Here is a 12,389-nt window from a genome sequence, read left to right on the forward strand (position 1 = left end):
CCCGCTTTCTCCAGGAGTCACCATGACCGCCACCACCACCGCAGCCCGCGACCACGCCCGCTCCCAGGCCGGGCAGCACGACGGCCCCATGCCCGTCGTCCCCGCCTCCGCCTGGCCGAACCCGCCCGCCGGAGTCGACGCCGACGCACTGGTGTGGGCCGAGACCGTGCCCGGCGGCCGCTACACCTCCAAGGTGCTCGCCCGCGGCACCCGGCTGCGACTGACCGACCTCGACGGCCGCGGCTGCGCCCACCTGATGCTCTGGCGCGCCGACGCCCCCTGGGAGCGGCTCAACGTCGCTGACACCGTCAAGGTGCCGTGGCAGGCGTACCTCGGCGTCGACCACCCCCTCCTCGACGACCAGGGCCGCGTCCTCGCGACGATCGTCGCCGACACCTCCGGCCGGCACGACGCGCTGTGCGGCACCACCACCGCCGCCGCCAACACCGCCCGCTACGGCGACGGCTCGGTGCACTCCGGCTCCCCGGCCGGACGGGAACTGCTCACCCTCGCCGCCCTCAAGCACGGCCTCGGTCCCCGCGACGTCGCCCCGACCGTCTCGTTCTTCCACGGGGTGCGGGCCGACGAGGACGGCACCCTGGTTCCCACCGGCAACGCCGGACCGGGTGCGAGTGTCGAACTGCTGCTGCACCTTCCGCTGATCGTCGCGGTCGCGAACACCGCACACCCCCTCGACGAATCGCCCACCTTCGACACCACCACGATCGAACTGCTCGCCTGGCGCGCGCCCGCCGACCTCGCCGCGCTCGCCGCCCGCGCCGCCGAGATCGGGCCCGAATACGACCGCGCGCACCGCAACACCGAAGACGTCCACGCCGCCGCCCTGCCGACCGAAGGGAACCTCGCATGACCGCCACCACCGCCCTCGCCCCCCTCGTCCCCGGCACCGTGATCCTCGACGAGACGGTCGCGCCCCGCGGCCCGTGGTCGGCGATCGTCGCCGCCGGTGACGTGCTCACCATCGTCGACCTGTACGGCAACCAGGCCGTCGACACCCTGTTCTACGGCGCCGCGGACACCACGATCCGCTACAGCGCACAGGCCACCATCACCGCGCAGCGCTCGCTGTTCCTGACCACCGGATCGGTGATCCGCGACCAGGAGGGCAACCCGATGATGACGATCGTTGCCGACGAGGTCGGCAACCACGACACCATCGGCGGGGCCTGCTCGCAGGAATCGAACACCCTGCGCTACGGCCACCACACCCGCCACCAGCACGCGTGCGTCGAGAACTTCCTCGCCGAGGGCGCGAAATACGGCCTGGGCAAACGGGATCTGGTCGGCAACGTCAACTTCTTCATGAACGTGCCGGTCGACCCGGACGGCACCCTCGGCATCGTCGACGGACTGTCCGCACCCGGTCGCCGGCTCGCGCTGCGCGCCGAGATCGACACGCTCGTGCTCGTGTCCAACTGCCCGCAGATCAACAACCCCTGCAACGGATTCGACCCCACCGCCGTGCAGATGATCGTCACCCGACCGGAGGCCTGACCCATGAGCGTGACCTGCACCGTCCTGCGTCCCGGACCGCTCACCACCGTCCAGGACTGGCCCGGACGCGTCGGCTACTGGAAGATCGGCGTCCCGCCGTCCGGCCCGATGGACGACCTGTCGTTCCGGCTAGCGAACCTCGCGGTCGGCAACGCCGAGGGCACCGCCGGACTCGAGGCCACCATGGCCGGCCCGCGCCTGCGCTTCGACGCCGAGACCACGGTCGCGGTCACCGGCGCGGCCGCCACGGTCACCGTCGACGGCCGTCCCGTCCCGCAGTGGACACCGGTCACCGTCCCGGCGGGCGGGGTTCTCGACGTCGGCGCCGTCACCGGTGCAGGTCTGCGCATCTACATCGCCGTCGCCGGCGGCATCGACGTCGACCCCTACCTCGGGTCCGGGGCGACGTTCACCCTCGGCAAGTTCGGCGGCGTCTCCGGGCGGGTGCTCGCCGACGGCGACGCGCTGCCGCTCGGCACGTCCACCGGAACGCCGCGGCGCCTCACCGCCGAGGAGATCCCCGCGATCGGCCACGACTGGACCATCGCGGTCACCGAGGGGCCGCACGGCGCGCCGGAGTTCTTCACCCGCAAGGACATCGACACCCTCTACGGCACCGCGTACACCGTGCACCACAACTCCGACCGCACCGGCGTCCGCCTCATCGGACCCAAGCCGACCTGGGCGCGACCCGACGGCGGGGAAGCGGGCCTGCACCCGTCGAACATCCACGACACCCCCTACACGGTCGGTGCCCTCGACTTCACCGGCGACACCCCGATCCTGCTCGGCCCCGACGGACCGAGCCTCGGCGGCTTCGTCTGTCCGGTCACCGTCGTCACCGCCGACCGCTGGAAGATGGGGCAGCTCGCCCCCGGCGACCGGTTGCGCTTCGTCCCGGTGCGCGCCGCGAACGTCGCCTCGCCCAAGGTGTTCGGGCCCGCCCGCCGTGCGGCGGTGCCCGTCGTCGGCGGTATCGGCGACGGCGACGACGGTGTGCTGCACCGCGGCGCGACCGCGGACGGCACCACCTCGGTGACGGTGCGGCGCAGCGGCGACGACAACATCCTCGTCGAGTACGGCACCATGTCGCTGGACCTGGTGCTGCGTGCCCGCGTGCACGCGCTGCAGACCGCCCTCGAGCAGGCCGGGCTGCGCGGCCTCGTCGATCTGACCCCCGGAATCCGTTCCCTGCAAGTGAAATTCGATCCGACGGTGACGAACACCCGCTCGGTGCTCGGTGCCGTGCTCGAGACGGAGGCGGCGCTGCCCGCCGCGGACCGGCTCGTCGTCCCCAGTCGCACCGTGCGGCTGCCGCTGAGCTGGGACGACCCGTCCACGCGACTGGCCACCGAACGCTACATGCACGGTGTGCGCGCCGATGCCCCGTGGTGCCCGTGGAACATCGAGTTCATCCGCCGCATGAACGGCCTGGATTCGGTCGACGACGTGTACAAGACCGTGTACGACGCGTCCTACCTCGTGCTCGGTCTCGGCGACGTGTATCTCGGTGCGCCCGTGGCGACCCCGCTCGATCCACGGCACCGGCTCGTCACCACCAAATACAACCCGGCCCGCACCTGGACCCCGGAGAACGCGGTCGGCATCGGCGGCGCCTACCTGTGCATCTACGGGATGGAAGGCCCCGGCGGCTACCAGTTCGTGGGCCGCACCACCCAGGTGTGGAACCACCGCTTCCCGGAGGGCGCAGGCGGATTCGAACCCGAACACCCGTGGCTGCTGCGGTTCTTCGACCGCATCTCCTGGTACCCGGTCTCCGCCGAGGAACTGCTCGACCTGCGCGCCGACACCGCCGCCGGACGCGGTCACGTCGACATCACCGAGGGCGAATTCTCCCTCGCCGAGCACCTCGCGTTCCTCAAGCGCGAAGCCGATTCGATCGGTGCGGTTCGCGCGACAATGGAAGCGGCCCGCGACGAGGAACGCGCCCGCTGGGAAGCCGACGGCGAACTCTCCCGCGGCACCCGACTCGGAAAGGCGGCAGCATGACCGACCGTGTGACACAGGCCTACGCGCGACTGCGCGAGGCGGATCGCCCCGAGGTGTTCGTGCACCTGCGCGACGAAGCCGACGTCGCCGCCGAATACGCCGAATCGTTGCGTCGCGGTGGGGAACTCGCGGGCGTCCTGCTGGCCGTGAAGGACAACGTCGACGTCGCGGGGCTGCCCACGACCGCCGCCTGCCCCGGCTACAGCTACGTCCCCGACGCCGATGCCGCCGCGGTCGCGGCACTGCGGGCGGCAGGCGCCGTCGTGGTCGGCAAGACCAACCTGGACCAGTTCGCGACCGGGCTCGTGGGAACCCGCAGCCCGTACGGCGCGGTCCGTGACGCGCGGCGGCCCGAGTACGTGTCCGGCGGGTCGTCGTCCGGGTCCGCGGTCGCGGTGGCGCTCGGGATCGTGGACATCGCGATCGGCACCGACACCGCCGGTTCCGGCCGGGTCCCGGCCGCGTTCCAGGGGATCGTCGGGATCAAACCGACGGTCGGGACGGTCGCGACCACGGGGGTGGTGCCGGCCTGCGCCGAGTACGACTGCGTGACGATCTTCGCCCGCGACCTTCCGTCCGCCGAACGCGCGGTCGCGATCATGGCGACTGCCCCCGGCGGCCGGTCGTGGCCGGCGGACGTGCCGCTGGCCGCGGCGCCCGGTGCCGCGCTCGCGGTGCCCCGCGATCTTCCGGAACTCGACGAACGGTGGCGCGCCGCGTTCGCCGCAGCCGTCGAGCAGGCACGAGCGGCCGGGTTCACGATCGTCGAGATCGACCTCGACGACTTCCTCGCCGCAGCCCGGCTGCTGTACGACGGGGCGCTCGTCGCGCAGCGGTGGGATGCGGTCGGTGAGTTCGTCGAGGCCGCCGATTACGGCGACCAGGAGACGGGGCTCGATCCGGTGGTCGCCGGGATCGTGCGGGGTGCGGCCCGGTTCTCCGCCGTCGACCTGCTGCGTGACCGCGCGAAACTCGCCGCGCTGCGAGACCGGGCGATGACCGTGTGGGGTGACTGCGCGGCGCTGCTGGTGCCGACCGCGCCGTTCCACCCGACGATCGCCGAGGTTGCGGCGGACCCGGTCGGGGTCAACTCGCGGCTGGGGACCTACACGAACTTCTGCAATCTGTTCGACCTGTGCGGGGTCGCGGTCCCGGCCGGTGAGGTCGTCGAAAGCGACGGCAGCACAGCACAGTTCGGCGTGACGGTGCTCGCGCCGGCCGGGCACGACGCGGTCGCGGCCGACGTGGCGGCACGCCTGACCGGGACGCCGCGCGACCCGTCATCGCCGTCGTGGCCGGAACAGGCCGGGGCGCAGGCGTTTCCGTTGATCGTGTTCGGTGCGCACCTGCACGACCAGCCGCTCGCCGGTCAGCTCACCGCGCTCGGTGCCCGCTGGGCCGGACCGGTCTCGACGGCACCGGAGTACCGGATGACCGCGTTGCCCACGCAGCCGCCGAAGCCTGCGGTGGTGCGCTGCGCCGACGGCGGGGCGTCGCTGGAAGGGGAGCGGTGGGTGTGCTCACCCGCGGCGCTCGGCCGCTTCCTGGCGGCGCTGCCCGCCCCGATGGGGCTCGGGTCGGTGCAGCTGGCCGACGGCACGTGGGAGACCGGGTTCGTCTGCGGCGACGACGCCGCGTCCGCGGCTCCCGACATCACCGCCGCTGGGTCCTGGCGCACCCACCTCGCCGCGGCCCTCGTGTAGCCGAAAAGAGACGAGGGTCAGGCGGGGACGAGCCCGCTGACCTCGGCGAGCAGCTCGAGGGAGCGCAGCCAGGCGGTGCGGCCCGGCGCCGACGACACCACGATCAGTTCGTCGGCCCGGGCGCGCTCGGTGAACGCGTCCAGGTATTCGCGGACCTCGGTGGGGTTGCCGACGGCGGTGTAGTGCAGCATCTGCGTCACCTGCCGGCCGGCGGGGGAGTCGAGTAGCAGCTCGATCTCCTCGTCGGTGAAGCTGCGACCCCGGCCGACCATCTGCACGACGCGGTTGCGTTTGGTGGCCTCGAACAGTTGCCGGGCCTCCTCGGTGGTGTCGGCGGCGATCACCCCGACACCGGCGATGACATAGGGCTCGGCGAGCTGTTCGGACGGCTGGAACTCGCGCCGGTACAGCGCGACCGCGTCCTCGAGCGCCTGCGGCGCGAAGTGGGACGCGAAGCCGTACGGAAGACCCAGCAGCGCGGCGAGTTTCGCGCCGAACAGGGACGACCCGAGAATGTAGAGCGGCACATCGGTGCCCTTGCCGGGGATCGCGTCGACACCCGGAATGCGGCTCTGCCCCCGCAGATAACCCTGCAGTTCGAGCACGTCCTGCGGGAAGCTGTCCGCCGACGACGGATCACGCCGCAGCGCGCGCATGGTGTTCTGATCGCTGCCCGGCGCGCGGCCCAGACCCAGATCGATGCGGCCGGGATGCAGCGACTCGAGGGTGCCGAACTGCTCGGCGATGGTCAGCGGCGAATGGTTCGGCAGCATGACGCCACCGGCGCCGAGCCGGATCGACGACGTGTGCGCCGCGATGTGCGCGATCAGCACGCTCGTCGCCGACGACGCGATCGACGGCATGTTGTGATGCTCGGCGTACCAGATGCGCCGGTAGCCCCACTTCTCGGCGAGCTGCGCCATCCGCACGCTCGCGGCGAAGCTGTCCCGCGCGGTCTCGCCCTTGCCGATGTGCGCCAGGTCGAGGATGGAGAGGGGAACGGTCACCGGTGATCCTTCGCGTCAGGGCCCGGGATCGGCAGCCGGGCACACCTTCAGCGACAACACGGCGGCGCCGGCGGCTATTCCTGCCGGGCCGCCGACCGGGTCACATCTCGTCGAAGTGACCGTAGGTGCCGCGGTAGAACAGCAGCGGTCCGCCGCTGTGGAGCGAGGTCAGGCCGGTTACGCGGGCCACGACGATCGTGTGGTCACCGGCGTCGTGCTCGGCCTCGATGGTCGCCTCCACCCGCGCGATCGCACCCTCGAGGGCGGGTGCGCCGTTGTCGCCCGGAGTCCACTCCACGCCGCGGAACTTGTTGCCGCCGCTGACGGCGAACGCCGCGCACAGGGTGCGCTGGCTGGCGGACAGGACGTTGATCGAGAACGTGCCGATCTCGCGGATCTTCGGCCATGTCGTCGACGTGCGGGCCGGGCAGAACGACACCAGCGGCGGGTCCAGCGACACGGACGTGAACGACTGGCACGCGAAGCCGAGCGGCTCGTCGCCGTCGAGGGCGGTGATGACGGTGACTCCCGTGCAGAAGTTGCCCATCACGTCGCGCATCCGGCGTGGATCCAGCACTGCGTGTTCTGCGGTCATGTTGCTCCAATCGGGTGTCGGCTTCGGGACCAGTGTCCGCTATCGCGGATCCGGACGGCCAGGGTGCTCCCGGACAGCGGGCATGTGGGCGGGTCTCGGATCTGCACGCTCGGTGACCGGAAGGACCCCGGAAACGGCAAGGGCATCGACGGTGTCGTGCAGGTCGGGACAGGTGCGGCGCGGTGCGTCGGAGCCGATCCGGGCACACCGCCGCGACGTGTCGTCGGTGAGCCACTGGATGTTGGTGTGGAACGTGCCGTTCTTCTCGGCCAGGACACGATTGCCGCACGTGCGGCAGGTGACGGACTGCATGGAGGCTGCTCCCGTTCAGGTCGGTGGTCGCAGTGTTCCTCGGACGCTAGCCCGGGAACCGTTCCGTGGACACGGCGATGTCCCGCGTGGCGGGACATCGGTGCAGGTGGGAGCAAGCCTTGGCAGCGGGATCAGGCCGTCACGAGGTGATGCTGGGTGCGCAGCCTCAGGCCGCGACCGAGGTGCGGTGCGGCGCCGCGTCCCCGTTCCGCGCGCGTGACAGCGCGTACAACACCCATCCCACGACCGGGAGGATGATGTCGAACCACAGAGGCGGGCCGATGTTGCCGGGCTTGGTGTTGCCCTCGGCAATCCAGTAGTAGAAGTGACCGGCGGCGTCGCCGAGGTACTGGACGGACATGACGGTGAGGGTCGCCAGCCAGAAGTAGCCGCGGAACCAGATGCACATGATGCCTGCGATGCCGATCGCCAGATCACCCATCGCGTTCTCGAACTGGAACCCGCCGTCACCGCGTGTGTATCCGATCAGTTCCGCAGTCGCAGGGCCGTCTAGCAGGTGGTATCCGGCGCCGACGACCGAGCTGACGCCGACGGCGACGGCGAGCCACCATACGAGGAAGATGTCGATCGTCGTCGCCGGACCGGCATCGTGGCGGCGCCGTCGGGAATGGATGAACGCCCCGATCAGCGCGATGATCACCAGAACAATTGTCGGCATCAGGTCCTCCCCGCGTCCGCCGGCTCATTTTACGGAGGGTTCCGGTCGTCGAAGGGGGAAAGCACCTGAACAGATCATCGTGTATGTCGAGCGGTCGCGGGTATCCGAGAGCATGAGCACCGCCATGAACGGGCCGTCCAACGACGGATACGGATCCGAATCGCGTCGATCCCCGGATCCCGAGCTGCCTGCGACGCCCGCGCCCGTCGAACCCGATCCGGGATTGATCGAGGACGTCGCCCGCCGCAAAGGCATCAAAGGCACCCGTACCGGCACGATCTGGACCGGGTTGGTCGTCGGCATCGTCGTTCTGCTGTTGCTGCTGGTGTTCATCCTGCAGAACCTCGACGAGGCCACCCTCGAGCTGTTCGCATGGGACTTCACCCTCCCCCTCGGCGTGGCACTACTCTTCGCCGCGCTCGCCGGAGCCGCGATCATCGCCCTCGCCGGTGCCGTGCGCATCCTTCAGATCCGGCGAGCCGCCAACCGGCAACGTCAGCTCATCGAATAGAACCCTGCCCTGTATAGAACCCGGCCCTGTTTGGGTTCGCCCGCACCGGGCATCTCTGTCATGGGGTCGAGGTGAGGAGGAATCATGGGCACCGAACCGGGACAGCACTTGCAGGAAGAACCGCAATCCGAGCGCGGCCCGAAGGGGTCGCGTGACACCGGAGCGGACGCAGCAGGCGGTGGACCGGCCGATCGGCCTGCCGGGTCGTTCGACCAGGAGGAAATGCAGACCGGCGGAGCCGACGACGCGTCCGCAGGCACGGGCGGTGGGGAATCGGTCCCTCCCGGCGACGCCGAACCGGCCGTCCCGCCGTACGAAGGGCGCACCGCCTCGACCGCGGAAGGCCGGCCGGAACACGACGAACATGTCGACACGTCGCAACCGTTGGCCCCGAATCCGGAAGAGACTCCCCGCGGCGCGACCGCGTCGCCTGCCGACGAGCAACCGGCCGATACGGCCCCGCAGACGGAGGAATCCGCTCGGGGCACGGGTCCGGCGCACCAGAGCGGTGTGACCAGAGCCGAAGATCAGCAATAGGCCATTCACCGGGCCGGCGAGTGCCCGCACTCCGGTCGGACGGACTGCAGTCGTCGCTGTGCCGGACCGCTCAGGCGGTCCGCTGGACGCGGCTGCCCAGGGACATACCCACTCCGTTCCGGGAAGCCGATCATGAAGACGGCGCCGCTCCGCACGAGGTCGTGCGGAGCGGCGCCGGATCGAGTGTCAGGACATCACGCCGAGCGGTTCGCTCCCGGACCAGTCGTGACCCCAGTAACTGTCGGCGGTGATCTCCTCGGCGGTGTAGAACCGCTCGTCGACACGCATCCCGTCGGTGCCGAACTCGATGTCCCAGCCGCCGGGGGCCCGCACGTAGAACGAGACCATCTTGTCGTTGGTGTGCCGGCCCAGCGTCGACGACACCGAGTAGCCGTCACGCATCACCCGGTCGAGAGCCTGGCCGACCGCGTCGAGGGTGTCCACCTCCACCATGATGTGGATGAGACCGGGATCCTTGCCGGCGGGCACGGGCATGAGCGCGAGGCTGTGGTGCCGTTCGTTCACGCCGAGGAACCGGATGCGCATCGGGCCGAACTCCGGGGGCGCCGGCAGCCGGAACGCGCCACGCGGCAGGAACCCGAGCACCTCGGTGTAGAACTCGAACGTCGCGTCCGGTGCCGTCACGGGAAGCACCACGTGACCGAGACCCATTGCGCCGGTGACGAATCGGGCACCGTGCGGGGTGACCACCGGGCTGTGGTCGAGCACCGCGCCGTGGAACACCTCGACGGACACACCCGACGGATCCTGGAACGCGATGACCTCCTCCACGCTGCGGGCGTCCGCCTCCTCCACCGACAGCGGCTTCACCGCGATACCGGCGGCCTCGACAGCGCTCTGCACCCGCAGCAGCGCCGCGTGATCGCGGACCTCCCAGCCGATGTCGACGATCCGATCGGTCTCACCCGGCACCACGACGAGCCGCGCCCGGCGTTCGTCGGTGCGCAGATACAGCGCCTCCGGGTCGGGGCCGCTGCCCTCGGCGAACCCCAGGACGTCGAAGGCGAACGTGCGCCAGCGGTCCATGTCGTTCGTCCGGATCTTGACGTAGCCCAGCGCTCTGATATCGCTCATGTTCTCTCCGAATGCTTCTCGTGTGGTCAGATCATCGCCCGCAGCGGGCCCTCGGGCTCGACCCCGAGACGGCTCAGCGAGGCGGCGTGGAACACGGTGCCGGGCACGTGAATCGCGTGGTGCAGGCCGGCGTGTGCGTCGCGCCAGAACCGCTGCATCGGCTTGTCCATGCGCAACGCATTGCCGCCGCACCGCGGGTAGATGCGGTCGATCGCGTTCACGGCCCGCCATGCCGCCTGCACCTGCGTCTGCCGTCCCGCGGCACGCTGCTCGAACGTCGGGGTCTTCCCCGAGTCGACGAGATCCCACATGCGATCGACGTTGGCCAGCAAGGTGTCCCGTGCGGCGCGCAGGTCGGCGACGGCCTCGCCGATCGCGAACAGTGTGTACGGGTCGTCCTTGACGGCCGTGCCCTGCGGGTTGATCCGGGCCGACTGGTATTCGTCGGCGTGCAGCACCAGGCCCTCGCAGATGCCGATGGTGGCGGACGTGATGCCGAGCGGGAACATGTTCGACCACGGCATCAGGTACAGCGTCTCGGTGCGGCCGTAGTTGCGGGCCGCGGTGCCGTCGATGACCTCGTCGCAGTCCATCACCCGGTAGTCGGGGACGAACGCGTCCTGCACCACCACGTCCTTCGAGCCGGTTCCGCGCAGGCCCACCACGTCCCACGAGTCCTCGACGATCTCGTAGTCGCTGCGGGGGATGATCACGTGCAGCATGCGGGGCGGCATCTCCACGCTGCCGTCCGCGTTGCATGCCATCGCGCCGAGGAACGCCCAGTCGCAGTGGTCGGTGCCGGAGGAGAACTGCCAGCGGCCGGAGAACTTGTACCCTCCGTCGACCGGGATGCACATGCCGGCCGGCATGTACGGCGAGGCCATCCACGTGTCCTGGTCCTCGCCCCAGACCTCCTGCTGCACGCGGGGATCCGCGAACGCCAGCTGCCACGGATGCACACCGACGATGCCGTGGATCCATCCCGCGGACGGATTGAGCGCCGCGGTGCGCATGACGGTCTCGGCGAACTCGCGCGGGTGGGATTCGAAGCCGCCGTGCTCCTTCGGTTGCAGCATGCGAATCGAGCCGGCCTCCTTCATCCGCTTCGCGGTGCCGTCGGCCAGACGCCCGATACGATCGGCTTCGATGCCCTCGGTGAACAGCTCGTCCGCCATCGCGTCGATCTGCTTGCGTACTTCGTAACTCATGGTCGTATTCCTCGGGTTCGGGTATCGGGGCCGGCCGTTCAGGCGACCGGCTCGTTGAGGGAATCGGATCGGGCAGAGATGTTCTCGGCCATCTCCTTCTCCCAGTGGACTGCCGACCTGGTGGTGTCGATGACGAATTCGAACCGGTTGGTCATGTCCTCGGTGACATCGGCGACGTCGACGTAGAACTGCTGGTACCAGCGGCGCAGCTGGTAGACCGGGCCGTCCTCGTCGCACAGCAGCGGGTTGTCGATCTTGGCCTTGTTCTTCCAGATCTCGACGTCCTGCTCGAACGTCTTCTCCGTGCCGCTGCCGAAGTACGCGGCCATGCCGTTCGCCTCCTCGGCGGACATGCCGGGCAGGCGCTTGACCATGACGCCGTACTGCAGCACGAACGAGTTCGGGGTGACCGGGTAGTGGCAGTTGATCAGCACCGTCTCGACGGTTCCTGCCTCGGTCTCGCTCCACAGCTTGTCGATCATGTAGGACGGGCCGTAGTACGACGCCTCCGACCGCGACACATTGTCGGAAGCACCGAAGTCGAGGTCGAGCTCGACGTCGTGGCGCTGCGTGAACGACATGTTCTGCGTGGCGATGTGGCCTTCGAAGATGTTCTCGAACGAGCGCGGCACACTCAGGTGGACGTAGAAGAAGTGCGCCATGTCCACGACGTTGTCGATGATCTCGCGGCAGTGCGAGCCCTCGATGAGTACCGAGTTCCACGACCAGTCCGACCATTCGTCGGTGCCGGCGCCCTCGATCTCGGGGATGGTGACGTGCTCCGGCGGCGGGTTGCCCTCGGGGTCGTGCCACACGAACAGCTGCTGATTGCGCTCGAGCGTGATCCACGCGCGGGTCTTGGCGAGCGGCGGGACGCGGCGCGCGTACGGAATCCCGGTACAGCGACCGTTCCCGCCCCAGCGCCAGTCGTGGAACGGACACGCGATGGAATCGCCCTTGATCTCGCCCTGTGCGAGATTGCCGCCCATGTGCCGGCAGTAGGCGTCGAGGACCTTCAATTCGCCCGCGCTGTCGGCGAACACGACGAGGCTGGTACCGAACGCGTCGACCTGGTGCGGCTTGCCGTCGCGGTAGGTGCGTGCCAGGCCGAGGCAGTGCCAGCCGCGGGCGTAGCGGTCGGGCGCGGCGTCGGCCTCGATCGAGCGGATCTCGTCGTCGGGGGTGGTGCTGGTCTGCGTCATGGTGACCTCCGGACC

13 protein-coding genes are annotated in these 12,389 nt (G+C 69.9%); 6 read left to right on the top strand and 7 right to left on the bottom strand.

Translation table 11 applies throughout. The features are described from left to right. Window positions 1-22 precede the first annotated feature (22 nt). The 4 genes from M1M07_RS00100 to atzF are packed head-to-tail and all read left to right on the top strand — an operon-like array spanning window position 23 to window position 5,228. Window positions 23-871 carry an urea amidolyase associated protein UAAP1 gene (locus tag M1M07_RS00100; RefSeq protein ID WP_248672891.1) on the top strand — a complete coding sequence of 283 codons (849 nt, stop codon included), beginning with the start codon at window positions 23-25 and terminating at the stop codon, window positions 869-871. Further along, window positions 868-1,515, top strand: coding sequence for an urea amidolyase associated protein UAAP2 (locus tag M1M07_RS00105; RefSeq protein WP_248672892.1), 648 nt, complete (start codon window positions 868-870; stop codon window positions 1,513-1,515). The genes M1M07_RS00100 and M1M07_RS00105 overlap by 4 nt, the downstream gene beginning before the upstream one ends. A 3-nt stretch (window positions 1,516-1,518) precedes the next feature. Next, window positions 1,519-3,525, top strand: coding sequence for a 5-oxoprolinase/urea amidolyase family protein (locus M1M07_RS00110; RefSeq protein ID WP_248672893.1), 2,007 nt, complete (start codon window positions 1,519-1,521; stop codon window positions 3,523-3,525). After that, complete coding sequence (gene atzF / locus M1M07_RS00115) at window positions 3,522-5,228, top strand: allophanate hydrolase (RefSeq protein ID WP_248672894.1); 1,707 nt, start codon at window positions 3,522-3,524, stop codon at window positions 5,226-5,228. Before M1M07_RS00110 ends, atzF begins: the two co-directional genes overlap by 4 nt. Before the next feature lie 17 nt (window positions 5,229-5,245). Here the strand turns inward: atzF and M1M07_RS00120 are convergent, their stop codons facing one another. The 4 genes from M1M07_RS00120 to M1M07_RS00135 form a co-directional block, all read right to left on the bottom strand. Next, complete coding sequence (locus tag M1M07_RS00120; RefSeq protein ID WP_248672895.1) at window positions 5,246-6,235, bottom strand: LLM class flavin-dependent oxidoreductase; 990 nt, start codon at window positions 6,233-6,235, stop codon at window positions 5,246-5,248. Between the two features lie 100 nt (window positions 6,236-6,335). Next, window positions 6,336-6,830 (bottom strand): flavin reductase family protein, encoded by a 495-nt coding sequence (locus tag M1M07_RS00125; protein WP_197252083.1) that lies wholly within the window; start codon window positions 6,828-6,830, stop codon window positions 6,336-6,338. A gap of 39 nt (window positions 6,831-6,869) precedes the next feature. After that, on the bottom strand, window positions 6,870-7,142 hold the full coding sequence (locus M1M07_RS00130) for a hypothetical protein (RefSeq protein ID WP_248672896.1): 273 nt from the start codon (window positions 7,140-7,142) through the stop codon (window positions 6,870-6,872). A 166-nt stretch (window positions 7,143-7,308) separates the two neighbouring features. Continuing rightward, entirely contained in the window at window positions 7,309-7,821 is a 513-nt protein-coding gene (locus tag M1M07_RS00135) for a DUF6790 family protein (RefSeq protein WP_248672897.1), read from the bottom strand. Window positions 7,822-7,933: 112 nt separating this feature from the next. Between M1M07_RS00135 and M1M07_RS00140 the strand changes: the two genes are divergently transcribed. Together M1M07_RS00140 and M1M07_RS00145 are read left to right on the top strand one after the other, a co-directional pair. Further along, a complete protein-coding gene (locus tag M1M07_RS00140; RefSeq protein ID WP_248672898.1) occupies window positions 7,934-8,332 on the top strand; it encodes a lipopolysaccharide assembly protein LapA domain-containing protein in 399 nt (132 codons plus the stop codon). 84 nt (window positions 8,333-8,416) lie between these two features. Then, complete coding sequence (locus tag M1M07_RS00145; protein WP_248672899.1) at window positions 8,417-8,869, top strand: hypothetical protein; 453 nt, start codon at window positions 8,417-8,419, stop codon at window positions 8,867-8,869. 186 nt (window positions 8,870-9,055) lie between these two features. On the opposite strand, the gene bphC is transcribed toward M1M07_RS00145, so the two are convergent. Genes bphC through M1M07_RS00160 form a run of 3 tightly spaced genes read right to left on the bottom strand, consistent with a single transcriptional unit; the run spans window position 9,056 to window position 12,374 of the window. Beyond that, window positions 9,056-9,964 carry a biphenyl-2,3-diol 1,2-dioxygenase gene (bphC, locus tag M1M07_RS00150; protein ID WP_248672900.1) on the bottom strand — a complete coding sequence of 303 codons (909 nt, stop codon included), beginning with the start codon at window positions 9,962-9,964 and terminating at the stop codon, window positions 9,056-9,058. A 26-nt stretch (window positions 9,965-9,990) separates the two neighbouring features. After that, a complete protein-coding gene (locus M1M07_RS00155) occupies window positions 9,991-11,172 on the bottom strand; it encodes a hydroxylase (protein ID WP_248672901.1) in 1,182 nt (393 codons plus the stop codon). Window positions 11,173-11,210: 38 nt separating this feature from the next. After that, a complete protein-coding gene (locus M1M07_RS00160) occupies window positions 11,211-12,374 on the bottom strand; it encodes a Rieske 2Fe-2S domain-containing protein (RefSeq protein WP_248672902.1) in 1,164 nt (387 codons plus the stop codon). Window positions 12,375-12,389: the final 15 nt, after the last annotated feature.

The organism is Rhodococcus sp. HM1 (assembly GCF_023218075.1).
In the GTDB taxonomy this organism is placed as follows: domain Bacteria; phylum Actinomycetota; class Actinomycetes; order Mycobacteriales; family Mycobacteriaceae; genus Rhodococcus.

What these genes read in the sequence shown, in the direction of transcription:
- M1M07_RS00155 (WP_248672901.1), bottom strand. Translation starts at nt 11,172, where the DNA reads ATGAGTTACGAAGTACGCAAGCAGATCGACGCGATGGCGGACGAGCTG.
- M1M07_RS00110 (WP_248672893.1), top strand. Translation starts at nt 1,519, where the DNA reads ATGAGCGTGACCTGCACCGTCCTGCGTCCCGGACCGCTCACCACCGTC.
- atzF (WP_248672894.1), top strand. Translation starts at nt 3,522, where the DNA reads ATGACCGACCGTGTGACACAGGCCTACGCGCGACTGCGCGAGGCGGAT.
- M1M07_RS00160 (WP_248672902.1), bottom strand. Translation starts at nt 12,374, where the DNA reads ATGACGCAGACCAGCACCACCCCCGACGACGAGATCCGCTCGATCGAG.
- M1M07_RS00135 (WP_248672897.1), bottom strand. Translation starts at nt 7,821, where the DNA reads ATGCCGACAATTGTTCTGGTGATCATCGCGCTGATCGGGGCGTTCATC.
- M1M07_RS00105 (WP_248672892.1), top strand. Translation starts at nt 868, where the DNA reads ATGACCGCCACCACCGCCCTCGCCCCCCTCGTCCCCGGCACCGTGATC.
- M1M07_RS00125 (WP_197252083.1), bottom strand. Translation starts at nt 6,830, where the DNA reads ATGACCGCAGAACACGCAGTGCTGGATCCACGCCGGATGCGCGACGTG.
- M1M07_RS00145 (WP_248672899.1), top strand. Translation starts at nt 8,417, where the DNA reads ATGGGCACCGAACCGGGACAGCACTTGCAGGAAGAACCGCAATCCGAG.
- M1M07_RS00100 (WP_248672891.1), top strand. Translation starts at nt 23, where the DNA reads ATGACCGCCACCACCACCGCAGCCCGCGACCACGCCCGCTCCCAGGCC.
- M1M07_RS00140 (WP_248672898.1), top strand. Translation starts at nt 7,934, where the DNA reads ATGAGCACCGCCATGAACGGGCCGTCCAACGACGGATACGGATCCGAA.
- bphC (WP_248672900.1), bottom strand. Translation starts at nt 9,964, where the DNA reads ATGAGCGATATCAGAGCGCTGGGCTACGTCAAGATCCGGACGAACGAC.
- M1M07_RS00130 (WP_248672896.1), bottom strand. Translation starts at nt 7,142, where the DNA reads ATGCAGTCCGTCACCTGCCGCACGTGCGGCAATCGTGTCCTGGCCGAG.